The sequence below is a fragment of the Methylosinus sp. RM1 genome, from assembly GCF_011378635.1.
Classification (GTDB): domain Bacteria; phylum Pseudomonadota; class Alphaproteobacteria; order Rhizobiales; family Beijerinckiaceae; genus Methylosinus; species Methylosinus sporium.
Map to the genome: position 1 here is coordinate 1 of NZ_WOVC01000005.1, position 24,895 is coordinate 24,895.

The 24,895-nt window shown below is 67.2% G+C and carries 24 protein-coding genes and 1 riboswitch; of the genes, 21 read left to right on the plus strand and 3 right to left on the minus strand.

The features are described 5' to 3' along the window. From FMZ75_RS04355 to serA, 7 genes are all read left to right on the plus strand, one after another. Positions 1–285, plus strand: a 285-nt coding sequence (locus FMZ75_RS04355) for a GDP-mannose 4,6-dehydratase (protein WP_207783282.1), incomplete at its 5' end; no start/stop codon positions are given. Further along, entirely contained in the window at positions 282–1,277 is a 996-nt protein-coding gene (locus FMZ75_RS04360; protein ID WP_166141464.1) for an NAD-dependent epimerase/dehydratase family protein, read from the plus strand. The genes FMZ75_RS04355 and FMZ75_RS04360, both read left to right, overlap by 4 nt. Continuing rightward, entirely contained in the window at positions 1,274–2,686 is a 1,413-nt protein-coding gene (locus FMZ75_RS04365) for a glycosyltransferase family 1 protein (RefSeq protein WP_166141465.1), read from the plus strand. Before FMZ75_RS04360 ends, FMZ75_RS04365 begins: the two co-directional genes overlap by 4 nt. 174 nt (positions 2,687–2,860) lie before the next feature. Next, complete coding sequence (locus FMZ75_RS04370; RefSeq protein ID WP_166141466.1) at positions 2,861–3,409, plus strand: hypothetical protein; 549 nt, start codon at positions 2,861–2,863, stop codon at positions 3,407–3,409. Positions 3,410–3,540: 131 nt separating this feature from the next. Further along, positions 3,541–4,389, plus strand: coding sequence for an outer membrane protein (locus FMZ75_RS04375; protein WP_166141467.1), 849 nt, complete (start codon positions 3,541–3,543; stop codon positions 4,387–4,389). Between the two features lie 195 nt (positions 4,390–4,584). Further along, positions 4,585–5,757 (plus strand): phosphoserine transaminase, encoded by a 1,173-nt coding sequence (locus FMZ75_RS04380; RefSeq protein ID WP_166141468.1) that lies wholly within the window; start codon positions 4,585–4,587, stop codon positions 5,755–5,757. Between the two features lie 100 nt (positions 5,758–5,857). Next, the gene (serA, locus tag FMZ75_RS04385) at positions 5,858–7,444 is read left to right on the plus strand and encodes a phosphoglycerate dehydrogenase (protein WP_166141469.1); all 1,587 of its coding nucleotides are present in this window, start codon (positions 5,858–5,860) and stop codon (positions 7,442–7,444) included. 223 nt (positions 7,445–7,667) lie between these two features. Here the strand turns inward: serA and FMZ75_RS04390 are convergent, their stop codons facing one another. Together FMZ75_RS04390 and FMZ75_RS04395 are read right to left on the minus strand one after the other, a co-directional pair. Then, the gene (locus FMZ75_RS04390; protein WP_108916344.1) at positions 7,668–7,850 is read right to left on the minus strand and encodes a hypothetical protein; all 183 of its coding nucleotides are present in this window, start codon (positions 7,848–7,850) and stop codon (positions 7,668–7,670) included. Between the two features lie 225 nt (positions 7,851–8,075). Beyond that, positions 8,076–8,957, minus strand: a complete 882-nt coding sequence (locus tag FMZ75_RS04395) for a tetratricopeptide repeat protein (protein WP_108916363.1) — start codon at positions 8,955–8,957, stop codon at positions 8,076–8,078. Between the two features lie 464 nt (positions 8,958–9,421). Here FMZ75_RS04395 and FMZ75_RS04400 point away from each other — a divergent pair, with 464 nt between their 5' ends. Together FMZ75_RS04400 and FMZ75_RS21290 are read left to right on the plus strand one after the other, a co-directional pair. Then, entirely contained in the window at positions 9,422–10,747 is a 1,326-nt protein-coding gene (locus FMZ75_RS04400; RefSeq protein ID WP_166141470.1) for an Nramp family divalent metal transporter, read from the plus strand. Positions 10,748–10,887: 140 nt separating this feature from the next. Then, entirely contained in the window at positions 10,888–11,208 is a 321-nt protein-coding gene (locus FMZ75_RS21290) for a hypothetical protein (protein ID WP_207783283.1), read from the plus strand. 54 nt (positions 11,209–11,262) lie between these two features. On the opposite strand, the gene cobO is transcribed toward FMZ75_RS21290, so the two are convergent. Beyond that, positions 11,263–11,892 (minus strand): cob(I)yrinic acid a,c-diamide adenosyltransferase, encoded by a 630-nt coding sequence (gene cobO, locus FMZ75_RS04410; RefSeq protein WP_166141471.1) that lies wholly within the window; start codon positions 11,890–11,892, stop codon positions 11,263–11,265. 41 nt (positions 11,893–11,933) lie between these two features. Next, positions 11,934–12,127, plus strand: a riboswitch (cobalamin riboswitch). A 30-nt stretch (positions 12,128–12,157) separates the two neighbouring features. On the opposite strand from cobO, the gene FMZ75_RS04415 reads away from it, so the two are divergent. Genes FMZ75_RS04415 through FMZ75_RS04470 form a run of 12 tightly spaced genes read left to right on the plus strand, consistent with a single transcriptional unit; the run spans position 12,158 to position 24,812 of the window. Next, positions 12,158–12,343, plus strand: a complete 186-nt coding sequence (locus FMZ75_RS04415) for a CbtB-domain containing protein (protein WP_166141472.1) — start codon at positions 12,158–12,160, stop codon at positions 12,341–12,343. A 7-nt stretch (positions 12,344–12,350) separates the two neighbouring features. After that, positions 12,351–13,058, plus strand: a complete 708-nt coding sequence (locus tag FMZ75_RS04420; protein WP_166141473.1) for a CbtA family protein — start codon at positions 12,351–12,353, stop codon at positions 13,056–13,058. After that, positions 13,055–14,089 carry a cobalamin biosynthesis protein CobW gene (gene cobW, locus FMZ75_RS04425; protein WP_166141474.1) on the plus strand — a complete coding sequence of 345 codons (1,035 nt, stop codon included), beginning with the start codon at positions 13,055–13,057 and terminating at the stop codon, positions 14,087–14,089. Before FMZ75_RS04420 ends, cobW begins: the two co-directional genes overlap by 4 nt. A 9-nt stretch (positions 14,090–14,098) precedes the next feature. Then, positions 14,099–17,521: a cobaltochelatase subunit CobN gene (gene cobN, locus FMZ75_RS04430; protein ID WP_166141475.1), complete on the plus strand. Its 3,423-nt coding sequence runs from the start codon at positions 14,099–14,101 to the stop codon at positions 17,519–17,521. Continuing rightward, positions 17,518–18,819 (plus strand): precorrin-3B synthase, encoded by a 1,302-nt coding sequence (gene cobG / locus FMZ75_RS04435; RefSeq protein ID WP_142864334.1) that lies wholly within the window; start codon positions 17,518–17,520, stop codon positions 18,817–18,819. The genes cobN and cobG overlap by 4 nt, the downstream gene beginning before the upstream one ends. Further along, complete coding sequence (locus tag FMZ75_RS04440) at positions 18,804–19,436, plus strand: precorrin-8X methylmutase (protein WP_166141476.1); 633 nt, start codon at positions 18,804–18,806, stop codon at positions 19,434–19,436. The genes cobG and FMZ75_RS04440 overlap by 16 nt, the downstream gene beginning before the upstream one ends. Further along, complete coding sequence (locus FMZ75_RS04445) at positions 19,433–20,206, plus strand: precorrin-2 C(20)-methyltransferase (RefSeq protein WP_166141477.1); 774 nt, start codon at positions 19,433–19,435, stop codon at positions 20,204–20,206. Before FMZ75_RS04440 ends, FMZ75_RS04445 begins: the two co-directional genes overlap by 4 nt. After that, complete coding sequence (gene cobJ, locus FMZ75_RS04450; RefSeq protein ID WP_166141478.1) at positions 20,203–20,970, plus strand: precorrin-3B C(17)-methyltransferase; 768 nt, start codon at positions 20,203–20,205, stop codon at positions 20,968–20,970. Before FMZ75_RS04445 ends, cobJ begins: the two co-directional genes overlap by 4 nt. Then, entirely contained in the window at positions 20,967–22,175 is a 1,209-nt protein-coding gene (gene cbiE / locus FMZ75_RS04455) for a precorrin-6y C5,15-methyltransferase (decarboxylating) subunit CbiE (RefSeq protein ID WP_166141479.1), read from the plus strand. Before cobJ ends, cbiE begins: the two co-directional genes overlap by 4 nt. Continuing rightward, a complete protein-coding gene (locus tag FMZ75_RS04460) occupies positions 22,172–22,726 on the plus strand; it encodes a cobalamin biosynthesis protein (protein ID WP_246728764.1) in 555 nt (184 codons plus the stop codon). Before cbiE ends, FMZ75_RS04460 begins: the two co-directional genes overlap by 4 nt. Beyond that, the gene (gene cobM, locus FMZ75_RS04465) at positions 22,723–23,490 is read left to right on the plus strand and encodes a precorrin-4 C(11)-methyltransferase (RefSeq protein WP_142863878.1); all 768 of its coding nucleotides are present in this window, start codon (positions 22,723–22,725) and stop codon (positions 23,488–23,490) included. Before FMZ75_RS04460 ends, cobM begins: the two co-directional genes overlap by 4 nt. Further along, positions 23,487–24,812, plus strand: a complete 1,326-nt coding sequence (locus FMZ75_RS04470; protein ID WP_166141591.1) for a cobyrinate a,c-diamide synthase — start codon at positions 23,487–23,489, stop codon at positions 24,810–24,812. Before cobM ends, FMZ75_RS04470 begins: the two co-directional genes overlap by 4 nt. Positions 24,813–24,895 lie beyond the last annotated feature (83 nt).

Consider the following 24,895-nt stretch of genomic DNA (forward strand, 5'->3'; position numbering starts at 1 on the left):
CTGCAGCAGGAGACGCCGGACGATTATGTGGTGGCGACGGGCGTCACCACCACTGTGCGCGACATGTGCCGCATCGCTTTCGCCCATGCCGGCCTCGACATGGAGGCGCATATCGTGATCGACCCGAAATTCTACCGCCCGGCGGAGGTCGACATTCTGCTCGGCGACTCGAGCAAGGCGCGCGCGGCGCTGGGCTGGGCGCCCGAGACATCGCTCGATCAGCTCATCCGCGAAATGGTCGACGCCGATCTCGAGCGACTGACGCGGGAACCGGGAACGCGATGAGCGCCGCAGCGGCCTTCCCCTCCGCAGCCCGATTCGAACGCATATTGGTGACCGGCGGCTCCGGCTTCGTCGGCCGCTATATGCTCGAGGGGCTGGCGCGCGCCTATCCCGCCGCACATCGCATGTCGCTCGCGCGGCCGGGCGAGCCCGCGCCCGCCGCCGGCTGGAGCCCGATCGCTTTCGATCTGCTCGATCCCGCGGATGTCGAAGCGACGATGCGCGAGGCCCGGCCCGATCTCGTCGTCCATCTCGCGGCCCAAGCCTCGGCGGCGAAATCCTTCGTCGCGGCGGAGGAGACCTGGCGCGTCAATTTCGTCGGCTCCCTCAATCTCGGCTCGGCGCTCGCGCGACATGCGGCCGAGGCCGTCGTGATTTTCGCCTCCACAGCCGACGTCTATGGCGAGAGCCTCGGAGAAGACGCGGCGCATGAGGCGATGATCCCGCGTCCGCTCAACGCCTACGCCCGCTCCAAGCTGGCGGCGGAGACCATGCTCGCGGATGTTCTGCCGCAGACGGCGCGGCTCGTCGTGGCGCGGCCGTTCAGCCATATCGGCCCCGGGCAGGACAAGCGCTTCGCCGTCTCCTCCTTCGCGGCGCAGATCGTCGAGATCGAGAGCGGACGCGCCGAGCCGCGCCTTTGCGTCGGCGATCTCTCGGTGCAGCGCGATTTCCTCGACGTGCGCGACGTCGTCGACGCCTATCTGCGGCTCATCGCCATCGCGCCCGATCTTCCCGCACGCGACATATTCGACATCGCCTCGGGGACGACGCGCCCGCTCGCCTCTCTGGTCGAGGCGATGCGCAGGCTCGCGCGGCGCGATTTCGAGATCGTGGTCGATCCCGAAAGACTGCGGCCGGCCGACATTCCGGTCGCCCATTGCGTCGCCGCCAAGCTGCGCGCGGCGACCGGCTGGAGCCCGACCCGCACGACCGACGAGACGCTCGTCGATCTGCTCGACTATTGGCGCGCGGCCGCAGAAGCGGCGAAATGACGAAAAGCGAGCGCGAGCGACGTCTCGAGGAGCGCAATCGCCTGCTCGAATATCAGCTCGACTTTCAGAGGGCCGAGCTTCTCCATCTCGTCCATGAGCGCGAAAAAAACGTCTATTCGGCCGCATGGCTGATCTTCCGCCCGCTTCGCCGCTTGGAGGCGGCGTTGGTCGACGCCGTCACGCCGCTGCTGCGCCGCGTCTCGCGCGAGCGCGCCGCTCCGGCGATCGAGGCCGGCCTCGTCGAGCCGCCCGCGACGCGAGAGACGCGCAAGCCGAAACGCCTGCTCGTCGATGTGACGGCCACCGCGCGGCGCGACGCCGGCACCGGCATTCAGCGCGTCGTCAAGAAAATCACGCAGGCGCTCTATCGCGACAGCGAGCTTCCCATTCCGGTGATCGCCGTGCGCTGCGAGGGCGGGCGGCTTTTCACTTGCGAGGCCTTCGTCGCCGCGCTCGTCGGAGGGACCGCGGGGGCGGATCGGGAAATAGAGATAGAACCCGGCGATCGCTTCTTCATGCTCTCGGACAGCTGGAACGCCTTCGAGGAGTTTCAGCCGGTCTTCGCGACTATTCGTGACGGCGGCGGCGCGATCGTCACCTGCATTTTCGATCTCATCCCGGTCCTCTATCCGCACGCCTGCCATGAGGTGACGCCGCCGCGCTATGCGGCCTGGCTGCGCCGCGCCCTCGTCGAGAGCGACGCCTTTCTCGCCATTTCGCGCACGGTCGCCGAAGAGCTCGCGGATTTCGTGAAAGAAACGGGCCTGCCGCATCGCCCAAATCTTTCGATCGGCTGGTTCCATTGCGGCTCAGACATCGCTGAAGGCGCGCCGGCCGCGCCGCGGCCGCCGATCGCCGCCGCCGCCGCGGGAGGCGCCATGTTTCTTTGCGTCGGCACTGTGGAGCCACGCAAGGGGCATCGCGTCGCGCTGGCGGCTTTCGAGGCGCTCTGGCGCGAGGGCCGCGACATTCGGCTCGTTTTCGTCGGGCGGCGGGGCTGGTTCGAGGAGGCGCTCAGCGCCGAAATCCGCGGCCATGGCGAATTCGGGCGGCGGCTCTTCTGGTTCGACGATATCGGCGACGCCGAGCTCGCCTTTCTCTACGACAGCAGCGCGGCGGCGCTCGTCCCCTCCTATGCGGAGGGCTTCGGCCTGCCGATCGCCGAGGCCGCACGCCGCGGCCGCCCGGTGATCTGCAGCGACATTCCCGTGTTCCGCGAGGTCGGAGGCGCCGGCGCCCTCTATTTCCGCGTCAACGACTCGGCAGCTCTCGCCGAGCGCATCGGCGCGTTTCTGGACGGGCGCGCCGAGGCCGATCCGTCCGCCGTCAGCCGCGTCTCCTGGGCCGAGGCCGCGGATCGCGTCGCGCAGGTCATCGCGACCGAGGATTGGAACGCCGAGCTGCCGTGAGCGGCGAAGCGGATTTGGGCCATTGTTCCGCCACGCCCGAAAGCATGATAGAGAACGAATTGCGGCGGCGGCGCCTGCGGCTCACTCGAACCGCAGGCTTCGCCGCTTTTGTTCGCAGCGGAAGCGCAAGTCGCGACTTCCGCGACAAAAGGCTCGAACCCCATAGGCCGTCATATGTCGTTCTCGTCGTCCATAAGCCTGCCGCCGACGCCCAAGGCGCTCCTCGACCTCATCAAGCTCGAGGCCGGCCCGGCCTCTATGCCCGATAGCCGGCAGGCGCTGTGGATCAGCCTCGCCGCCTATTTTCTCACCGAGGCGGGCGGCCAATTGGTGAGCGCCGACATTCTTCCCTCCATCTCCTACGGCGTGGCGAGCGCCGCTCTGCTGGCCGCGCTGACCTTCGGAGCGCTGGTCCTGACGGGAACCCGCGAGCGCTTGCAGCAGACGCTGATCTCCCTCGCCTCCACGGGCGCGGTCATCGGCTTCGTCTCGATGGTTCTGTCATTGATGGTCGCGCAGATATTTCCGCCGCCGATGCCCGCCATGAAGCTCGTCGGCTTCGTGCTGTTTCCGCTGGTGCTGTGGAAGTTCACCGTGTTCCTGTGGATCTACCGTCACGCCGGAATGCGCTTCATCCCTGCCTTCGCGCTAGGGGCGATCTACATCGGATTCACGCTGCTGATTCTGTCGCCGCTGCTGGTCCGCGTCTTCAACCTGCTCTGACGGCCCTGCGCCCCGCCGCCGAGCCGCGGCGGGGCCCATTAAGCAAGCATTAAGCATAATCACTTACGCATTGGTCATCACCCGCGTCGCGGCCCGCTCGAGGCCGCCCGGCGCGAAGCGAGGATGAACCAATGAGATTTTCCGGTTCCTGCGCCGGGGCGAGGCTTTTTTATGCGGTCCTGAGCCTTTCGACCTTCGGCCCGGCCGTCGCGGCGGACATGCCTTTCTTTGCGCCGCCCGAGCAGGAATACGAGCCCGTCGAGCTCGGGACCGGCTGGTATCTTCGCGGCGACATCGCCGCGGTTCGCTCGCCCGTGCTGAACATCGACGGCGCCGTGACGGCGAATAATTTCGTCAACAACTGGTCGGCCGGAATCGGCTTCGGCTATCGCTACAATAGCTGGCTGCGCACCGATCTCACCGCCGATTATCAGCCGCTCTACAGCCGGTCCGGGGCGTCCTATGTCTCGACGCCCTGCCAGACCGGCGCGGTGGGCACGCCGGCCGGCGGACCCTACACCAACTCCGTCGGCGTCTACACCGACTGCTTCCCTTATTCGCAGAGCCGCGGAACCGCCTCGGTCTTCCTCGGCAATGTCTATGTCGATCTCGGCACATGGGGCGGACTCACGCCCTATATCGGCGCCGGCGCTGGCGTCGACGTGCTGTTCCAGAAGGCCCAGGTGCAATGGTACATGGGCAATCTCGTTCCCTATGCCGGAACGACCTGGACCGACCCTTTCACGCTCGGCACCTATATGGCCAATTGGGACCGCAGCTACTCCAACACCTATCTGAAATTCGCCTATGCCTTCATGGGCGGCTTCGCCTACGACATCACCGACCATTGGTCGGTCGACATCGGCTATCGCTATCTCAATCTGGGCACGATCTCGGGCAAGGACGCGCTGGGCGTCAGCCATTCGCGCAAGCTCGACATTCAGCAGGTGCGGCTCGGTTTCCGCTATCTGATCGACTGAGTTTCGCCTTCGCCGCCGCGCCTGGAACCGCAGCCGGCCCGCGAGTCGGCGGCCCTGTCCCCTCGCGAGAAGCGCCCCCGCCGCCGCGCCCCGGAACGCGACCGCCCCGCCCCAGCTCGCGCCCGACTTGACGCGAAGACGTGTTGCGCGTAGCGCAGGCTCCGAAAATCCATGCCCCGGGGAGGCAGCACAAAAATGCCCGTTCAAAAGCCCGGCGTGAAGCCGGCCGATCCACGTTTTTCTTCAGGTCCCTGCTCCAAGCGTCCCGGCTGGACGCTGGACGCGCTCGCGGGCGCGGCCCTCGGCCGCTCGCATCGCTCCCCGGCCGGCAAGGCGAAGCTGAAGGAAGCTATCGATCTGACGCGCGACGTTCTGCGCGTGCCGGCGAGCCATCGCATCGCCATCGTCCCCGCCTCCGACACCGGCGCCGTCGAGATGGCGCTGTGGTCGCTGATCGGCGCGCGCGGCGTCGATGTCGCCGCCTGGGAGAGCTTCAGCGCCGATTGGGTCACCGACATCATCGAGCAGTTGAAGCCGGGCGCCGCCCGCAGCTTCGTCGCCCCCTTCGGCGAATTGCCCGACCTGTCGAAGATAGACTTCGACAATGATTTCGTCTTCGCCTGGAACGGCACCACCGCCGGCGTGCGCGTGCCGAACGCGGATTTCATCCCCGCCGACCGCAAGGGGCTGACCATCTGCGACGCCACCTCGGCCGCTTTCGCGCAGCCGCTCGATTTCGACAAGCTCGATGTCGTCACCTACTCCTGGCAGAAGGTAATGGGCGGCGAGGCGGCGCATGGAATGCTGATTCTCTCGCCGCGCGCCGTCGAGCGGCTCGAGAGCTACACGCCCGCCTGGCCGCTGCCGAAGATTTTCCGCCTCACCAAAAACGGCAAGCTCGTCGAGAGCATTTTCGAGGGCGACACGATCAACACGCCCTCCATGCTCTGCGTCGAGGATTATCTCGACACGCTGAAATGGGCCAAATCGATCGGCGGGCTCGACGCGCTCTTCGCGCGCGCCAACGCCAACGCCAAAGTGGTGCATGACTGGGTCGAGAAAACGCCCTGGTTCACCCATCTCGCCCAGGATCCGGCGACGCGCTCCAACACCGGCGTCTGCCTCGTCTTCGCCGATCCCGCCGTCGCCGGCTTGCCGCGGGCCGAGCAATCCGCGCTCGCCGCGCGCATCGTCGGCCTGGTCGAGAAGGAAGGCGCGGGCTTCGACTTCGGCGCCTATCGCGACGCTCCGCCCGGCCTGCGCATCTGGTGCGGCGCCACGGTGGAGGCCAGCGACGTCGCGGCGCTGACGCAATGGATCGACTGGGCCTATGCCGAGGCGGCGGCGCAGGCGGCCAAAGCGGCTTGAGTCGCGGGCCGCTCGTCACGATTTAGGGAAAGGGACGGCCGCCGCGCCAGCGCGGCGCCGCAGGGGGCGAAATCTCGGGCTCGGCCCGAGGGAGGCCTTCATGCCAATACGCGTGCTCGTTTCCGACGCGCTTTCGCCCGCCGCGCTGGAGCTGTTCCGCTCGCGCGAGATAGAGTCCGATTATCGGCCGGAGCTCGGCAAGGAGCCGAGCGCGCTCGCCGCCGCCATCGGCGCCTATGACGGCCTCGCCATTCGCTCGACCACGCAAGTCGACAAGACGCTGCTCACGCGTGCCGAGCGGCTGAAGGTCGTCGGCCGCGCGGGCGTCGGCGTCGACAATGTCGATGTGGCTGCAGCGACGGCGCGCGGCGTCATCGTGATGAACACGCCCTTCGGCAATTCGATCACCACCGCCGAGCATACGACGGCGCTGATGCTTTCGCTGGCGCGGCAAATTCCCGCCGCCGACGCCTCCACACGCGCCGGCAAATGGGAGAAGAGCAAATTCATGGGCGTCGAGCTCGCCGGCAAGACGCTCGGAATCATCGGCTGCGGCAATGTCGGCGCCAATGTCGCGACTCGCGCGCTCGGCTTTTCGATGCGCGTCATCGCCTATGATCCCTTCCTCACCGAGGAGCGCGCCAAAAGGCTCGGCGTCGAGCCGGTCGATCTCGAACAGCTGCTGGCGCGCGCCGATTTCATCACTCTGCATACGCCGCTCACGGCCAAAACGCGCAATCTGCTGAACGCGCAATCGCTGAAACGAACGAGGCGCGGCGTGCGCATCGTCAATTGCGCGCGCGGCGGCCTTCTCGACGAGGCGGCGCTCGTCGCGGCGCTGGATGAAGGCCATGTGGCCGGCGCCGCGCTCGATGTGTTCGAGACCGAGCCGGCGCGCGAAAATCCGCTGTTCTCGCGCCCCAATGTCGTCTGCACGCCGCATCTCGGCGCTTCGACGATAGAAGCGCAGGAGAAGGTCGCCGTGCAGATCGCCGAGCAGATGTCGGATTTTTTGACACGCGGCGCGATTGTCAACGCCGTCAACTTTCCCTCGATCGGCGCCGAGGAAGCGCCGCGGCTCGCGCCCTTCGTCGATCTTTCCGAAAAGCTCGGCTCCTTCCTCGGCCAGGCGACCGAAGCGCCGATCGAGCGCATCTCCGTCGTCTACGAAGGCGCGGCGGCGCAGCGCAATATCGCGGCGATGACGGCGGCCGCCATCGCCGGCATGCTGCGTCCGGCGCTGGCCGAGGTCAATCTCGTCTCGGCGCTCGCCATCGCCAAGGAGCGCGGGATCGCGATCGATGAAGCGACGCGCTCCGGCGAGAGCGATTATGATTCTCTCGTCGCCGTCTCGGTAATAACGCGCGCGGGGGAGAGAAGGATCGCCGGCTCTGTGTTCCACGATGAAAGGCCGCGCATCGTCGCGGTGGAGGGCGTGCGCGTGGAAGCGGAATTCGCCGAACGGATGATTTTCGTCTCCACCGCCGACCGGCCCGGCTTCATCGGACGTTTCGCAGGATTACTCGGCGCGGCGGGCGTGAATATCGCCACTTGCGCTCTGGGACGCGATCGGCCGGGCGGCTCGGCCGTGGCCCTCGTCGCGGTCGACGAGCCGGCGCCGCGCGAGACGATGCGAGAGATCGCCGCGCTCGCCGGCGTGCGCTTCGCCACGACTCTGCAATTTTAAAAGGAAAGAGCGGCGCTTTTTCACAGGCGGAGCGTCCCGGCCGCAGACGGGGAGTCCTCTCCCCGGCGCCTCCTCGTCCGCCTCACTCCGCCTCGATGTCGCGACATCGAGGCGGAGGAGGCGGATCGAGTGACGACTTTTCAAAAGTCCACGATCGACGCCGAGCCGCGAGCTTCACGAGAAGGGAGTGAAGCCACAGCCGAAAGGCGAAGGATCGTCTCTATTACTGAATCATCTTCACGGTGCGGCCGACGCCCGGATCGGAGCCGTTGCCGGTGCCATTGGTGCCGGCCGGCGAAATCCAGTCCGGAACCTTCGTCAGAGCGATAATGACGAACGCCGTGATGCCGACGATCCAAAGCACGGTTTTGCCGATATCCGCGCTGCTGTGAGTGCCGATAGACATGTGACGATCCTCCGAATGTTGGTGCTTATTTTGTTTTTTTTGCACTTGATGCGGCGCATCGGCGCAAGCCTACAACATCTCGTTTCCAGTTTCAATGCGGCATGTAGGCGCGCGACAAAATTAGTCAGTTTCAATGCGCAACGGAAGCGCGGACGCAAAAAGGCGACCCCGAGGCCCGACGGCTCCAGGATCGCCTCATATGTCTCATTGCGTGAGAAAGGGCGCTCAGTCCCGGCGCGTCAGATAATATTCGAGCATGGCCACGGCCGCTTTGCGGTCCCCCTCGCTCGCCCGCGCCAGCGCGCGCGAATGCAGCTCGACGATCCATTGATCGGTCGGGCGATCGCCGGCGGCCTCGCGCGCCAGCGTGAGATACATCAGCCCGCGGGCGCGCTGCGGCGGACCGCCGGCCTCGCCGTTGAACATAAGATGGCCGAGCAGCGCCTGCGACGGCGCATGGCCCTTGCGCGCGGCGAGATCGAGCCAATTGGCGGCCTGGCGCGCATCCTTGGAGACGCCATTGCCGTCGAGATACATGCGCGCGAGGTTATATTGAGCGTCGGCGTTTCCGAAATAGGTCGCGGCGTAACGGAAGAGATCGAAGGCGCGGCCGGCGTCCGGCTCGATCTTCGCGGCGGCGATGCCCTCGAGATAATAGACGCCGACGGCCACAAAGGCGCCGGCCGCCATCAACCGCTCGCGCGGGCTCGGCTCGTCATCGGCGAAATGATCGACGAGCTTGGAGAAATAGGCATAGGCCTTGGCGTCGTCGCGGGTGACGCCGTCCCCCTCCGCATACATGCGGCCGAGCTTCCACTGAGCGAGCGATTCCCCGCCATCGGCGGCGTAGCGCAGCGCCTCCACCGACTTTTTGGCGTTGCCGGCATGATAGCTCTCGAGACCGGCGCGCAGAGCCGCTCGCGGATCCTTGAAGATGGTGAGCGGCTGTGTGGCGGCGGCGAGGGAGCGCGGCTCCTTCCCGTCGAAGGCGAGGGCCCGCTCCGCGGAAACAGCCCCGACCGTCGCGCAGCCGAGCGCGAGATAGAGCGTCCCGAGACGCCCGCGCGGCCCTACCGTCGACGCAATCGCCTGGAGAAACACGATCATCGAGGATCTGACTTTCTCAACGCCGCTGGCGTTCGAAAAAACGCCGCGCACTACCACCGCCATGCGTCACTGTCGAAAATTCGACGACAGTCGTTCAAAAACGAGAAGAGCGTTCTCCCGCGCGACGAGCCGGCGCGGGAGGCGTCCCCATGTCCTCGATGACCTTGTGACCGGCCGAGATTAGCGCAGCGTTTATGGCTGAAAAGGGGCATGTGGCGCTTTGCGCGCTCTGCGGAAAACTATCTCGACGACTGTTGCAACAAGGTCACAAGTTTTCGCGTTTCGCCACATGCCGGACGCCTCCACGACGCATCCGGCTACGCATTGCGACATAGAAACGACCCAGTCCACATTGCGCCTGCGCGGCCGCCGGCGCCGATCGCTGGCGCTCGCGGCGGGAGGGGCCTATATCGTTCGAGGAAGGTCCGCCTCGGAGGAAGGCGAGCGAAGCCGAAGGTCGCCCGATGCACGCCGTCTCGCCCGATTTTTCCGCCACGCTCGTTTCGGCGCGCGGCGATATGCGCGGTTCGGTGCGCGTCCCGCGCGAGACCGTCGGCTTTCGCCGCCTCTTCATCTTCCTCGGCCCGGGCTATCTCGTCGCCACCGGCTATATGGACCCCGGCAATTGGGCGACCGCCCTCGCCGGCGGCTCCAAATTCGGCACGGCTCTGCTCTTCGTCGCCGTCCTGTCCAGCTTGATGGCGATCGTGCTGCAATCGCTGACGGCGCGGCTCGGCCTCGCCACAGGGCTCGATCTCGCCAGCGCCTGCCGCCGCCGTTTTCCGCGCATGGCCTCGATGGGGCTCTGGCTCCTGGCCGAGGCGGGCATATTGGCGACCGATCTCGCCGAGGTCATCGGCACGGCGATCGGCTTGCAATTGCTGTTCGGCCTGCCGCTCGCTTTCGGCGTCGTCGTCACTCTGCTCGATACTTTCCTCGTGCTCGCCTTCGAGCGCCTAGGCTTTCGCAAGATCGAGCTTTTCGTCGTCGCCATGCTGGGGATCATCGCGCTCGCCTTCGGCGGCCAGCTGCTGCTGGCGCGGCCCGATCTCGGCGCGGTCGCCGCCGGCCTCGTCCCCACCCGGGCGCTGATCGAAAATCCCGAAATGCTCTATATCGGCCTCGGCATTCTCGGCGCGACTGTGATGCCGCACAATCTCTTCCTCCACTCTTATATCGTGCAGACGCGCGACGTCGGCTCCGGCCCGGCCGAACGGCGCGAAGCGATCGACTTCGCCATTTTCGACAGCTCGCTGGCGCTGCTCTTCGCGCTCGTCATCAATGGCTCGATTCTGATGCTGGCGGCGGCGGTGTTCCACGCCTCCGGCCATACCGAGGTCGCCGAGCTCGGCCAGGCCTATACGCTGATCGCCCCGCTGCTCGGCGCGCCGATCGCCGCCAAGCTCTTCGCCATCGCGCTCATCGCCTGCGGCCTCAACTCCACGGTGACGGCGACACTCGCCGGGCAGATCGTGATGGAGGGCTTCCTCGAGCTGCGCATGAGGCCGGCGCTGCGGCGCCTGATCACGCGGCTCATCGCCATCGTCCCGGCCGTCGCCGTCACGCTGATCGCCGGGGAAGCGGCGACCGGACGGCTGCTGGTGCTGAGCCAGGTGGTGCTGAGCTTCACTCTGCCTTTCGCCGTCGTGCCCCTGGTCTGGTTCACCGCCTCGCGCAAATTCATGGGCGAACTCACGGCGCCGCGGGCGACCACCGCCGTCGCGGCCGTCATCGCGCTGGCCATTATCGCGCTCAACGGCAAGCTCATCCTCGACGCGATCCTCGGCTGATCTTAACCCTCCCTTGACCATGCGGTCCGGCAAGGCGGCGTTTACCATGCGCGCGCCGGAACAATCCCTTTGCGCGCGACGTTCTTTCCCAGCCGAGGCGGCGCCGAGAGCCTCCTCGATCAAAGCAAGGAAAGAACGGCATGATTCGACATATGGTTTATGCAGCGGCTCTGATCGGCGCGCTGATGCTGCCCGGCGCAGCCTCCGCCCGCGGCCACCATCATCACGGCCATCACCATCACGGCCACCACCACCGCCACCATCATCATCATCACGGCCGCCATCATCATCACGGCCATCACGGCCATCACGCCGGGCGCCACGCCGGATGGGGCGGCGGTTATGGCGGGGGTTATTATGGACGGTCCTATTATGCGGGACCACGCTATTACGCGGGGCCGCGCGTCGCCCCCAACGCCTGCTGGCGCTGGTGGAACGGCCGCCGTCACTGGGTCTGCTGATCGCGGCTCGTCGATCGGCTCCCGGCGAGGCCTCGGCCGGCCGGGACGCCGCTCTCAGAACTCGACGCCCTTCTGCGCCTTCACCCCGGCCTGGAAATGATGCTTCACCAGCGTCATCTCGGTGACGAGATCGGCGATGGCGATCAGTTCGGGCTTGGCGTTTCGGCCGGTGACGACGACATGCAGATCGCCGCGCCGGGCCGTTAGCGCCTCGACCACCTCCGCCAGCGGCAGATGCTCATAGCGCAGCGCGATCGACAATTCGTCGAGCACTAGCAGTCTTATCGACGCATCGGCCATCATCTCCTTCGCGGCGTCCCAGGCGCGGCGGGCCGCAGCCTCGTCGCGGACGCGGTCCTGCGTCTCCCAGGTGAAGCCCTCGCCGAGCGTGCGCCAGCAGAGCAGCTCCTCCTCTGCGCCGAGCTTCTCGAGGATTCGCCGCTCGCCGGTGTCCCAGGCGCCCTTGCCGAATTGCACGACGCCCACCTTCAGCCCATGCCCCATCGCCCGCAGCGCGAGGCCGAAGGCCGCGGTCGACTTACCCTTGCCGGGGCCGGTGTGGACCATCAGCAGGCCCTTCTCGGCGATGCTCTTGCCGGCGACCTCGGCGTCCTGCACAGCCTTGCGCTTCTCCATCTTCTCGCGATGGCGGCGGGCGGCGTCTTCTTCCGCGACTTCCGACATGATCAGCGCCTCCTCGCCGTTTGACGGCTCCTTCTCTCCGTCATATGACTGTTCGCGACGGTCCTCCGCAAGGAGGCGAAGAGGGAATGCGGTAGGGGCTCGCTCCGATCCGCGGCTGCCCCCGCAACTGTGAGCGGCGAGCGCGAGCCCGTGAGGCCACTGGGTGAAAGCCCGGGAAGGCGGCGAGCGCAGCGACCCGCGAGCCAGGAGACCTGCCGTCCAGCGAAACCACGAATGCCGCCGGTGGGGCGGCGAGGAGCAGAACATGACCACGAAGACCCTTTCCGCCGCCGCGATTCTCTCCGCCAGCCGCCTCGAGATGCTGCGCGCCGCGCTCATCGTCTTCACGCTCGGCGCCGGGCTCGTCTATCTCGCCGGCTTCTCCTATGCGAGCGTCGCGCATAACGCCGCGCATGATTCGCGCCATTCGCTCGGCTTCCCCTGCCACTGACGCAGCGGTGATCCAGCGACTCCTCGCGGTCGGCCTTTTGGCCGGCCTTCTCGCGGGGCTCGCGGTCGCGGCCCTGCAGAATGTCACCACGACTCCGCTGATCCTCGCCGCCGAGGTCTATGAGACCGCGGCCGAGCAGGCCCATGCGGGAGGCGAGGCGCATCAGCACGAGCACGCCGCCGAGCCCACTTGGGAGCCCACACCGGGCCTCCAGCGCACCGCCGCGACCAGCGTCGCGACGAGCGTCACCGCGGTCGGCTACGCTTTCGTGCTGCTCGCGCTGATGCTGCTCTCCGGCGAGACGATCGAACCCAAGCGCGCCGCACTCTGGGGCGCCTGCGCCTTCGCCTCCACCGGCCTCGCCACCAGTCTCGGCCTCGCGCCGGAACTGCCGGGCAGCGCCGCCGGCGATCTCGCCGCGCGCCAATTCTGGTGGATCGGCACCGCGGCCGCGACCGGCGCCGGCCTTTTCGCCGTGCTGCGCGTCGAGCGTCCGCTCATCAAAGCACTGGGCGTCGCGCTCATTATCGCGCCGCATTTCATCGGCGCGCCGCAGCCGCCGGCGCCCGAGAGCACCGCGCCGGCCGAGCTGGCCGCGCGTTTCGCCGCCGCTTCTCTCGCCATTCACGCGATCACCTGGATTCTGGTCGGCGCGGCGGTCGGCTTCGTCTGGCGTCGTCTCCCGACAAAGGCGGGCGCGGAGGCGGCGGCGTGAGCAGCTTCGCCAAAATCCCCGCGACCATCGTCACCGGCTTTCTCGGCGCCGGCAAGACGACGCTGATTCGCCATATCCTCGAGACGGCGCGCGGACGCCGCCTCGCGCTCATCATCAACGAGTTCGGCGATGTCGGCGTGGACGGCGACGTTCTTCGCGCCTGCGGCGTGGAGAATTGCCCCGAGGAGAATATCGTCGAGCTGGCCAATGGATGCCTCTGCTGCACGGTCGCCGATGATTTCGCGCCGGCGATCGAGGCGCTGCTCGCGCATCCGAACCGGCCGGAGCACATCATCATCGAGACCTCCGGCCTCGCTCTGCCCAAGCCTCTGGTCAAAGCCTTCGAATGGCCGACGATCCGCCCGCATCTCACCGTCGACGGCGTCATCGCCGTGGTGGACGGCCCGGCGGTGGCGGCGGGCCGCTTCGCCGACGATCTCGACGCCATCGCGAAAGAGCGCGCCGAAACCCTCGCGATCGACCACGACAATCCGCTCGAGGAAGTCTTCGAGGATCAGCTTCTCTGCGCCGATCTCATCGTGCTCAACAAGACCGATCAGCTGAGCGCGGAAGAGGAAGCGCAAGTCACGGAGCAAATCCGCGCCACTGCGCCCCGCGCGGTAAAGCTGCTGCGCGCCAGCGAGGGCAGGCTCGATCCTGCCATTCTGCTCGGTCTCGGCGCGGCGGCGGAGGACGATCTCGCCAATCGCCCCTCTCATCATGATACGGAAGAGGACCACGATCACGACGATTTCGAGAGCTTCATCGTCGAGATCGCCGCCGCGCGCGACCCGGCCGAGCTGATCGAGCGCTTGGCTCGCGTCGCCGAGGCGCATGATGTTTTGCGCATGAAAGGCTTCGTCGAGATCGCCGGCAAGCCGATGCGCCTATTGGTGCAGGGCGTCGGCGCGCGCTTTCGTCATCAGTTCGACCGCCCCTGGCGCGCCGATGAGAATCGCGCGAGCCGCCTCGTCGTCATCGGCGAAAAGGGTCTCGATCGCGCGGGCGTGACGGCCATGCTGACGAGCTGAGGACGCGCCATGCATCTGCTCGCGCGCGATCTCCATGGCCTCGACGATAATGAGGCGGCGGTCGACCTCGGGCAGACTCCCGCCGAGATCGTCTTCCTCTCCTTCTCCGACGCCGAGCTTTCCCTCCTCGCCGAGCTGCATGAGCAGAACGCCGCGCTTCCCTCCTTGCGCTGCGCCTCGCTCGCCAGGCTGAAGCACCCCTATTCGGTCGATCTCTATATCGACAAGGTCGCGCGTCATGCGCGGCTCGTGGTCGTCCGCCTGCTCGGCGGCAAGGATTATTGGGCCTATGGCGTCGACGAGCTCGCGACCGCAGCGAAAATGCGCGGCTTCGCGCTGGCGATCGTTCCGGGCGACATGCACAGCGATGAAAGACTGGAGCGCGCCTCCACGCTTTCTTCCGACGCGCTCACGCGCATCTGGTCCTTCTTCCGCGACGGCGGCCCGGACAATCTACGTTCCTTCCTCGGCTACGCCGCGACTCTCGCAGGAACGCCCACGCCCTGGAGCGAGAGCGCGCCCGCGCCGCTCGCCGGCCGCTGCGAACAAGCCTGCCGCACCGCCCTCGGCGCCAACCCTCCCCCTCATGCTGAGGAGGCGGCGCAGCCGCCGTCTCGAAGCACGAAGAGGACGGCTCTCCCGTCCATCGAGACGCCCGCTGCGCGGGCTCCTCAGGATGAGGGAGCCTCCGGCCAATCGAGCGGCGCACAGGCGGCGTCGGCGCCGCGCGCGCTCGTCACCTTCTATCGCTCCGCCTGGCTCGCCGGCGATTTCGCACCGATCGTCGCGCTCGCCGATACGCTGCATGACCGCGGCTTCTGCGTCGAAGCCTATTTCGTCGCCAGCCTCAAGGACGCCGCCTGCGAGACGCTGCTCGCGCAGACGATCGCAGAATTCCGTCCCGATGTGATTCTCAACGCCACCGCCTTCTCCGCGCGCACGGAAGGCGGCTCGGTGCTCGATCGCGCCGACGCGCCTGTTCTCCAAATCGCGCTCGCCACTTCGACGCGCGAAGCCTGGGAGAACTCCAAGCGCGGCGCCAATGGCGCCGATCTCGCGATGAATGTCGTGCTGCCCGAGGTGGACGGCCGCATCTTCGCCGGCGCCGTCTCCTTCAAGGCGCAAACGCGCGAACGCGCAGCGAGCGAATTCGCGGAAATCCGCCATTCGCCCGAGCCGTCGCGCATAGATCACGTCGCGGCGCTCGCCCAAAATTGGGCGCGCCTGCGCCGCCTCGGGCATAGCGAGAAAAATCTCGCGCTGGTGCTCTCCGATTATCCGGCCCGACGGGGACGCGGCGGCTATGCGATCGGCCTCGACACGCCGCAAAGCGTGATCGCCATTTGCGATCTGCTGCGCGACGCCGGTTACGAAATCGGATCTCTCGATCATGACGGCGGAGAGACGACAGCTCCCGATCTCGTCATGCGCGCGCTCGAGGAAGCCGGGCATTGCGCCGAGCTGCCGCTCGCCAAATATCATCGCCTCTTCGCCACGCTGCCGGACGACTTCACGCGGCAAGTCCTCGCCGCCTGGGGCGCGCCAGAAGAAGATCCGGCGCTCGTGAACGGCGCCTTTCGCTTTTCCTGCATAGAGACCGGCAAGCTCGTCGTCGCATTGCAGCCGGATCGCGGAAGCAGAGCCGAACGTCGCGAGACCTATCACGACGCCGAGCTCGCGCCGCGCCATGCCTATATCGCTTTCTATCTGTGGCTCCGCCACACTCGACGCATAGACGCGCTGATTCATCTCGGCACGCATGGCACGCTGGAATGGCTGCCCGGCAAATCGGCGATGCTCGGCCCGTCTTGCGCGCCGCAGCTTCTGCTCGGCGCCACGCCGCTCGTCTATCCTTTCATCGTCAATGATCCGGGCGAGGCGGCGCAAGCCAAGCGCCGCGCCGGCGCGGTGACGGTCGGCCATATGACGCCGTCGCTAGTCGAAGCGGGACTCGCCGCCGAGGCGGAGGAGATAGAGAGCCTGCTCGACGAATATGCGAGCGCCGCGACTCTCGATCCGCGCCGCGCCGAGCTGGTGGCGGAAACGATTCTCGACGTCGCCGAACGCAGCGGCCTCGCGCAGGACTGCGGCGTCACGCGCGACACGGATCGCGCGGAGGCATTGGCGCGGCTCGACGCCTGGCTCTGCGATGTGAAGGAAATGCGCATCGGCGACGGGCTGCACATATTCGGCGATGGCCCTTGCGGCGCGGCCGAAGCGAGCGGCTTGCTGCGCGCGCTCGCAGGCCGTTTCGTCGAGCCCGGCCCGGCCGGCGCCCCCTCGCGCGGACGCGCCGATGTTCTGCCCACAGGCCGCAATCTCTTCTGCATCGATCCGCGCCATGTTCCGACGCGCACCGCGCATGATATCGGCGCCCGCGCGGCGCGCGAGGTGATGATGCGTCATGCGCAAGAGCATGGCGAATGGCCGCGCAATATCGTGCTCGATCTCTGGGGCAGCGCGACCATCCGCACCGGCGGCGAGGATTTCGCGCAAGCGCTGGCGCTGATGGGCGTCACGCCGCTCTGGGACAACGCCAGCGCGCGCGTATGCGGCTTCGAGATATTGCCGCTCGCGAGCCGCGATTTTCCGCGCGTCGACGTCACGCTGCATATATCGGGGCTCTTTCGCGATATGTTCCCCGGCCTCATCGCGCTCTACCATGACGCTGTCGCAGCTGTGGCGGCGCTCGATGAAGAGGACGAGTCCAATCCGCTCGCCGCCGCCCGCCGCGCCGGCCGAGCGCTCGAGCGCGTCTTCGGCGCCGCGCAGGGAAGCTATGGCCTCGGCCTGTCGGAGGCCATCGCCCGCGGCGACACGCGCGACGAATTGGGCCGGGCCTTTCTCGCGGCCGGCGGCCATGCGGTCTCGCGCAATGGCGAGAGCGCGCCGGCGCGCGAGGCTTTCGGCGAGCGCGTCGGCCTCGCCGATGCTCTGCTGCATGTGCAGGATATGGCGGAGACGGATGTGCTCACCGGCGCCGCCTTCGCGGAATTCGAAGGCGGTTTTTCCGCGGCCAACGCCGCGCTCGGCGGCTCCGCGCAGATCACCCATATCGACGCGACGCGCCCCGTAGCATTGAAGCTGCGCTCGCTCGAGCAAGAGATCGCGCGCGTCATTCGCGGCCGCGCCGCCAATCCGCGCTGGCTCGCGGGGCAGATGCGCCATGGCCATCGCGGCGCGGCGGAAATTGCCGAGACGCTCGACAATCTCTTCGCCTTCGCCGCGACGACGCCGCATGTGCGCGACGCGCAATGGGATCTCGTCTTCGATTCGACGCTCGGCACGCCGAATGTTCGCGATTTTCTGCTCGCCGCCAATCCGCGCGCGGCGGCAGCCATTCGCGACATGTTCCAGCGCGCCATAGCGCGCGGCTTGTGGCGCACGCGGCGCAATAGCGTCGCCGCAGCGCTGGAAGGGCTTTCGCTATGACCGCCGCGCCGAAAATCCAAGGCTGGTGTCCCGGCGCGCTGCGGCCGATGCAGAGCGGCGACGGCCTTCTCTTGCGCGCGAAAACCACGCATCCGCGTCTTTCGGCGCAGCACGCGCGCGAGATCGCATCGATCGCGCGGGATTGCGGCAATGGCCTCGTCGATCTCTCGCAGCGCGCGCAATTGCAATTGCGCGGCGTGAGCGAAGAGAAGCTCGAGCAGGCGCAGAGCCGCCTCGCCGCGCTCGGACTGCTCGCCGAAGATGCGGCGACGGAGAGCCTGCTCAATTTTCTCGTCTCGCCTTTCGCCGGCGCGCAGGCGAGCGCCCTCGTCGCGCGTCTCGCGCAATCGCTCGTGAAGGACGCTGCTCTGCTGGCGTTGCCAGGAAAGTTCGGCTTTCTCGTCGATGATGGCGGCGCGCTCGGCCTTTCCGCCTCGACAATGGATATTCGCCTCGAGGCGCATGGCGACACTGTCGCCGTCATCGCCGATGGCGCGCGCGCGCGCGCTTTTCTCGCAACGCCGGAAACGGCGAGCGATGTAGCGCTCGCGCTCGCGCGTGCTTTTCTCGACTTGCGGAAAGGCCGTGAATTCGAATTGCGTCGCATGCGCAACGTCGTCGCCGCCTTCGGCCTCGAGGCGCTGGCCGAGGCGGCTGCTCTCACGCCGACGCCGTATGAATCGCTCTGTCGCGCAGCCTCTGCAGCAGAGATTTTCGGAGCGCTTCTGTCTCGTGATAGCGGGGAAAAAGGAGTGAGGGCCTTCGCCGGCATAGGCGCGCCCTCTGGACGATTGCGCGCGGATGATCTTCACGCGCTGGCGGCGCTGGCCGAAGTCCATGGCCTGAACGAGTTGCGTCTCACGCCCTGGCGCGCGCTGCTGCTGCCCTGCGCCGATCTCGATGTCGCGCAAAATATCGTCGAGGACGCGGCCGGGCGCGGCCTCGTCATTGCGGCGGATGATCCGCGCCTTTCCGTCATCGCCTGTCCCGGCGCGCCGGAATGTCCGCAGGCGCATGCGCCGACGCGTGATCTCGCCGAAATTCTCGCCCCTCTCGCGGCGCGGCTTGCGTCGAAGGGCGCGAGGCTGCACATATCGGGCTGCGCCAAGGGCTGCGCCTCTCCCGCGACGGCAAAGGTTACGCTGGTGGCGACGCCGCGAGGATTCGATCTCATCGACGATGGACGCGCGAGCGATGCGCCGACGTTGCGAGGCCTCGGCGTGAACGAGATAGAAGACGCAATGAAAGCGCGCATCGCGCTTGCCACGAGCAAGGAGCTACAATGTCCGGCGCATTGACCTACATACGCGACGGCGCCGCGATCTACGACCGCTCCTTCGCCATTATTCGCGCGGAAGCGCGGCTCGAGCGTTTCTCGCGCGAGGAGGAGCGCGTCGCAGTGCGCATCATCCATGCTTGCGGAATGGTGGAGATCGCCGACGATATCGTCTTTTCGCCCGGCTTCGCGGAAACGGCGAGCGCTGCGCTGCGCAATGGCGCGCCCATTTTCTGCGACGCCAATATGGTCGCTCACGGCGTCACCCGCGCGCGCCTGCCCGCGAATAATGAGGTGATCTGCACGCTCGCCGATCCGCGCACGCGCGCGCTCGCCGAAGAGATGAAAACGACGCGCAGCGCCGCCGCGATGGAGCTGTGGCGAGAAAGACTCGCGGGCGCCGTCGTCGCGATCGGCAATGCGCCGACGTCGCTGTTCCGACTGCTCGAGCTGTTCGACGAAGGCGCGCCGCGGCCCGCTGCGGTCATCGCAATGCCGGTCGGCTTCGTCGGCGCGGCGGAATCGAAAGAGGCGGCGCTCGCCGATGGGCGCGTTCCGACCGCCATAGTGCGCGGACGCAAGGGCGGCAGCGCCATGGCGGCCGCTGCGATCAATGCGCTGGCGAGCGAGAAAGAATGAATATCGTCGATCCGAATCTGCACGTAGATCGAGAGTCGCGCATCACGCTCGGCGTTCTGCGCGGCGTCGGCCTCGGCCCTGGCGATCCCGAGCTGATGACGCTGAAAGCCGCGCGTCTGGTGAGCGAAGCGAAAATCGTCGCCTATTTTTCCAAGCGCGGAAAGCCGAGCCATGCGCGCGCCATCGCCGAGCGCTTCATCGCGAAGGATTGCGAGGAGATCGCGCTCGCCTATCCGCTGACGACAGAGATTCCTTTCGATCACCCCGACTATGTGGCGGCGCTCGCCGCCTTCTATGAGGAGAGCGCCGAGCGCCTCGCTTTGCATCTTTCGCTCGGCCGCGATGTCGCGCTGCTCTGCGAGGGCGATCCGATGCTCTACGGCTCCTTCATGCATTTGCAGACGCGCTTGTCGTCGCGCTTTCGTGTGGAGGTCTGCGCGGGCGTCTCCGGCATGTCGGGCTGCTTCGCCTCGGCGCGCCAGCCGATGACATGGGGCGACGACATTCTGACCGTCATTCCCGCCACTCTGCCGCGCGAAGCGCTCGCCATGCGGCTCGCCGCCACCGATGCGGCGGTGGTGATGAAGCTCGGCGGCAATCTCGGCAAGCTGCGCCTCGCTCTCCAAGATGCGAAGCTCGCCGAGCGCGCCATCTATGTCGAGCGCGGCACGATGGCGGATGAAAAAATCATGCGCCTGACGGACAAGCGCGACGACGACGCGCCCTATTTCGCGCTCGTCCTCGTGCCCGGCGATGGACGCCGGCCATGACTCAGACAAATCGGCGCGGGCGTCTCTCCATCGTCGGTCTCGGCCCGGGCGACGCCCGCTTTCTCACATCGGAGGCGCAGGCGGCGTTGCGGACGGCGCGCTATATCGTCGGCTATGCGCCTTATGTCGCGCGCGTTCCCGAGACGCCCGGGCAAACGCGCCTCGCCAGCGACAATCGCGTCGAGATCGCGCGCGCGCAAGAGGCGCTGCGCCTCGCCGCGAGCGGATATGAGGTCGCTGTGGTGTCGGGCGGCGACCCTGGAATTTTCGCAATGGCGGCGGCCGTCTTCGAGGCGATCGACAATGGCGATCCCGCTTGGCGCGATCTCGACATCGAAGTCCTACCCGGCATTTCCGCCATGCAGGCGGCGGCGGCCCGGCTCGGCGCGCCGCTCGGCCATGATTTCTGCGTGATCTCGCTCTCCGATAATCTGAAGCCCTGGGAGACGATCGCAAATCGTCTCGAGCTGGCGGCGCGCGCCGATTTCGTCATGGCCTTCTACAATCCCGCCTCGCGCGCGCGGCCGCAGCGCATTCACGACGCATTCGCGTTGCTGCGCCGTGAATTGCCGCAGGATCGCATCGTCGTTTTCGCGAAATCCGTCGGCCGCGCCGAAGAGCAATTCATCATCACCACGCTCGGCGAAGCCGATCCGAGCGTCGTCGACATGTCGACCCTCGTGCTCATCGGCGCGAGCGGCGCCAAGCTCGTTCCACGCGACGGCGCGCGGCCTTTCGTCTACACGTCGCGGAAGGCGCCATGAGCGCGGCGCGCTGGCTCTCTTTGATCGGCATAGGCGAGGATGGGGTCGATGCGCTGTCGCCCGCCGCGCGCACGCTCATCGCCAACGCGTCGCTGATTGTCGGCGGCGCGCGTCATCTCGCATTGATCGGCCCGCAAAAAGGCGAAACGCTGCGCTGGCCTTCGCCGCTCTCCGCCGCGATGGAGACGATTGTCACGCATCGTGGCGCGCCGACCGCGATTCTCGCGAGCGGCGATCCGTTCTTCTTCGGCGTCGGTGATATGATCGCGCGCAATGTCGCAGCGGAAGAAATTCTCTGCCTTCCGGCGCCTTCCGCTTTCGCCCTAGCCGCGGCGCGTCTCTGCTGGAGCCAGCAGGATTGCGCGCTGCTGTCGCTGCATGGCCGCGCTTTCGAGTGCGTGACGCCGCATCTTCAACCATCCCGGAAACTGCTGATCCTGTCCTGGGACGAGACGACGCCCGCGCGTCTCGCCGCGCATCTCATGACGCTCGGCATGGGCGAATCGCGTATCCATGTGCTCGAACATATGGGCGGAGCGAAGGAGCGCATTCGCAGCGCGCCCGCGCAGGACTTTTCTTTTCGGGACATCGCGCCGCTCAACACCATCGCGGTCGAAGTCGTCGCAGGGCCGAATGCGCGCATTCTGCCGCTGACGCCGGGCCTGCCGGATGATTGGTTCGAGCATGACGGGCAGATCACCAAGCGCGACATTCGCGCTGTGACATTGGCGGCGCTCGCGCCGCGCCGCGGCGAATGCTTGTGGGACATAGGCGCGGGCTCCGGCTCCATCGCGATCGAATGGATGCTCGCCGATCCCGCCAATCGCGCCATTGCGATCGAGCGCAATGCGACGCGCGCCGCCCGCATCGCGCGCAACGCGGTTTCGCTCGGCGTTCCCGATCTCGCGATCGTCGAAGGCGCGGCGCCGGGAGCGCTCGCGGGATTAGCGACGCCGGATGTGGTCTTCATCGGCGGCGGCGGCGAAGCAAAGATCATAGAGGCGGCGTGGAACGCGCTGCCCATGCGCGGACGCATCGTCGCCAATGCGGTGACGATCGAGACGCAGGCGCTGCTGATCGACGCTTTTGGGCGCATGGGCGGCGAGCTGGTGAGCATTGCGATCTCGAAAGCGCGGCCGATCGGCTCCTATCACGCGCTGGAGCCGGCGCTGCCAGCGCTGCAATGGCGCGCGGTGAAGGCTTGAGCGCGCGCTACGCCATTGGCATAGGCGCGCGCAGCGGCGTGGAGGCGCGCGAGGCGGTCGCGTTGATTCAGAAAGTTTGCGAAGCCTATGTGCGCGGTCCTTCTCCCGCCTGCGGGAGAAGGTGGCCCTCGCGTCAGCGAGGGTCGGATGAGGGCTCGCCGTCGCGCCGGCGTCTCGAGGATAAGAGCGGCGCGGACCCTCATCCGACCTCGCTTCGCGAGGCCACCTTCTCCCACGAGTGGGAGAAGGAGTGGGGTGGCGAGATTGCGCTTTTTACCATCGAGTCGAAGCGGGGCGAGATCGGACTTCATGATGCGGCGCGATTGCTGAATTTGCCGCTCGTCTTTCTTCCGCTCGATACGCTCCTCGCGCGCAAGAACGAGCTTCTCACCCGATCGCTGCGCGTGGAGGCGCTCACCGGCGTCGGCAGCGTGGCGGAGGCTGCGGCGCTGGTCGGCGCAGGGGCGGGAAGCCGTCTCTTCGGGCCGCGCCTCGCCAGCGCCGGCGTCACCTGCGCGATCGCGCGAAATGCGTTAGAGGAAGCGCCATGACCATTCACTTCATCGGCGCCGGCCCCGGCGCCGCCGATCTGCTCACTCTGCGCGGCCGCGATATTCTCGCGCGCTGTCCTGTCTGCCTCTATGCGGGCTCGCTGGTCGCGCCGGAAGTCCTCGCCCATTGCCCGCCGGACGCGCGCATCGTCGACACTGCGCCGCTCTCCCTCGACGCCATCATCGCGGAAATGCAAAAGGCCACGGAGGCCGGGCAGGATGTCGCGCGGCTGCATTCGGGCGACCTCTCGATCTGGAGCGCGGTCGGCGAGCAGACGCGGCGACTCGAGGCGCTCGGCGTTCCCTACACTATCACCCCCGGCGTGCCGGCCTTCGCCGCCGCCAGCGCCGCGCTGAAACGCGAGCTGACGCTGCCGGAAGTGGCGCAATCGGTGGTGCTGACCCGCACCTCGGGCCGCGCATCGGCCATGCCGGAGCCCGAGACGCTCGCCGCCTTTGCGGCGACGCGCGCGACCATGGCCATTCATCTCTCGATCCATGCGCTTTCGCGCGTTGTCGCCGAGCTGACGCCCTTCTATGGCGCAGACTGCCCCATAGCGCTCGTCTATCGCGCCTCCTGGGCCGACGAGCGCATCATCCGCGGAACGCTCTCCACGATCGAAGCGCTGGCCGGCGCCGCGCCCATGGAGCGCACCGCGCTCATTCTCGTCGGCGCAGCGCTGGCGTCCGAGGATTTCCGCGAAAGCGCGCTCTATGACGCGGGCTATGACCGCCGCTTCCGGCCGATGGGAGCCGGGCGCTGACCGCCCCCGGAATTCTCGTCGCCGCGCTCCGTTCCGGCGCCGGCAAGACCACTGTGACGCTCGGCCTTTTGCGCGCGCTCGCGCAGCGGGGGCTGCGTGTCTCGGGCGTCAAATGCGGGCCGGATTACATCGATCCCGCCTTTCACGCCGCCGCGACCGGACGCGAGAGCTTCAATCTCGATTCCTGGACGATGGAGACCGAACTCTTGGGCCAGCTCGCATTACGCGCTGGAGAGGAGGCCGATATCATCGTCGCGGAAGGAGCGATGGGGCTTTTCGATGGCGCCCCCGGCGCGCCGGCGCAGACCGGCGCTTCCGCCGATGTCGCCGCCCATCTCGGCTGGCCCGTGCTGCTGGTGATGGATGTTTCGGGACAGGCGCAGAGCGCCGCCGCCATAGCGCATGGCGTCGCGCTCTACGACGCGCGGGTGAAGCTCGCCGGCGCGCTGCTCAATCGCGTCGGCTCCGAGCGTCACCGCAAGCTCGCGCAGGAGGCGATCGAAGCGATCGGCATAAAAGTGTTCGGGGCGCTGCCGCGCGATCAGGGGATCGCTTTGCCGGAGCGCCATTTGGGCCTCGTGCAGGCCGGCGAGACGCGGGGTCTCGACACTCTTCTCGATCGGCTGGCCGAACATATCGAGTCCCATGTCGACATCGACGCGCTGATCGCCGCCGCGGCGGGCGGATCGCCCGATGTCGGCCACGCGCCTCTCGACATTCCACGGCCGCGAGGCGGACGCATCGCGGTGGCACGGGACGAAGCTTTCTCCTTCTTCTATCCGCATCTCGCCCGCGGCTGGCGCGAGGCGGGCGCCGATATCGTCTTCTTCTCGCCGCTCGCCGACGAGCCGCCGCCCGAGGATTGCGACGCCTGCTGGCTGCCCGGCGGCTATCCCGAGCTTCATGCAGGCCGCCTCGCCGCGGCGCAGCGCTTTCTCGGCGGACTCCGTCGCTTCGCCGCAACGCGCCCGATCCATGGCGAGTGCGGCGGCTATATGACGCTCGGGCGGACACTGATCGACGCCGCCGGCGCGGTTCACGAGATGGCGGGCCTGCTCGATCTGACGACGAGTTTTGCGCAGCGCAAACTTCATTTGGGCTATAGGCGCGCGCGACTCCTCGGCGATTGCGCATTGGGCGCGGCGGGCGATGCGCTCGCCGGACACGAGTTCCACTACGCGACCATCGTGAGCGAGAAGGGCCAGCCCTTTGCGATGGTTACAGACGCTTATTCGCAGGAGGAGCGGCCGGCGGGGCTGCGGGCGGGACTGGTCACGGGAAGCTTCTTCCACGCAATGACGAAAAAAAAGGGCCGCCGGTAACGCCAGCGGCCCAAGTCAAGGGAGGAAACGCCCAAGGAGGGCTACGGAGCGAGAGAAGTTCTCGCTGCGTCGCACTGTTGTAT

What these genes read in the sequence shown, in the direction of transcription:
- FMZ75_RS04445 (WP_166141477.1), top strand. Translation starts at nt 19,433, where the DNA reads ATGAATATCGTCGATCCGAATCTGCACGTAGATCGAGAGTCGCGCATC.
- FMZ75_RS04360 (WP_166141464.1), top strand. Translation starts at nt 282, where the DNA reads ATGAGCGCCGCAGCGGCCTTCCCCTCCGCAGCCCGATTCGAACGCATA.
- FMZ75_RS04370 (WP_166141466.1), top strand. Translation starts at nt 2,861, where the DNA reads ATGTCGTTCTCGTCGTCCATAAGCCTGCCGCCGACGCCCAAGGCGCTC.
- FMZ75_RS04400 (WP_166141470.1), top strand. Translation starts at nt 9,422, where the DNA reads ATGCACGCCGTCTCGCCCGATTTTTCCGCCACGCTCGTTTCGGCGCGC.
- cobJ (WP_166141478.1), top strand. Translation starts at nt 20,203, where the DNA reads ATGACTCAGACAAATCGGCGCGGGCGTCTCTCCATCGTCGGTCTCGGC.
- FMZ75_RS04365 (WP_166141465.1), top strand. Translation starts at nt 1,274, where the DNA reads ATGACGAAAAGCGAGCGCGAGCGACGTCTCGAGGAGCGCAATCGCCTG.
- FMZ75_RS04375 (WP_166141467.1), top strand. Translation starts at nt 3,541, where the DNA reads ATGAGATTTTCCGGTTCCTGCGCCGGGGCGAGGCTTTTTTATGCGGTC.
- serA (WP_166141469.1), top strand. Translation starts at nt 5,858, where the DNA reads ATGCCAATACGCGTGCTCGTTTCCGACGCGCTTTCGCCCGCCGCGCTG.
- cobN (WP_166141475.1), top strand. Translation starts at nt 14,099, where the DNA reads ATGCATCTGCTCGCGCGCGATCTCCATGGCCTCGACGATAATGAGGCG.
- FMZ75_RS04440 (WP_166141476.1), top strand. Translation starts at nt 18,804, where the DNA reads ATGTCCGGCGCATTGACCTACATACGCGACGGCGCCGCGATCTACGAC.
- cobO (WP_166141471.1), bottom strand. Translation starts at nt 11,892, where the DNA reads ATGTCGGAAGTCGCGGAAGAAGACGCCGCCCGCCGCCATCGCGAGAAG.
- FMZ75_RS04395 (WP_108916363.1), bottom strand. Translation starts at nt 8,957, where the DNA reads ATGATCGTGTTTCTCCAGGCGATTGCGTCGACGGTAGGGCCGCGCGGG.
- cbiE (WP_166141479.1), top strand. Translation starts at nt 20,967, where the DNA reads ATGAGCGCGGCGCGCTGGCTCTCTTTGATCGGCATAGGCGAGGATGGG.
- FMZ75_RS04390 (WP_108916344.1), bottom strand. Translation starts at nt 7,850, where the DNA reads ATGTCTATCGGCACTCACAGCAGCGCGGATATCGGCAAAACCGTGCTT.
- cobM (WP_142863878.1), top strand. Translation starts at nt 22,723, where the DNA reads ATGACCATTCACTTCATCGGCGCCGGCCCCGGCGCCGCCGATCTGCTC.
- FMZ75_RS04380 (WP_166141468.1), top strand. Translation starts at nt 4,585, where the DNA reads ATGCCCGTTCAAAAGCCCGGCGTGAAGCCGGCCGATCCACGTTTTTCT.
- FMZ75_RS04415 (WP_166141472.1), top strand. Translation starts at nt 12,158, where the DNA reads ATGACCACGAAGACCCTTTCCGCCGCCGCGATTCTCTCCGCCAGCCGC.
- cobG (WP_142864334.1), top strand. Translation starts at nt 17,518, where the DNA reads ATGACCGCCGCGCCGAAAATCCAAGGCTGGTGTCCCGGCGCGCTGCGG.
- FMZ75_RS21290 (WP_207783283.1), top strand. Translation starts at nt 10,888, where the DNA reads ATGATTCGACATATGGTTTATGCAGCGGCTCTGATCGGCGCGCTGATG.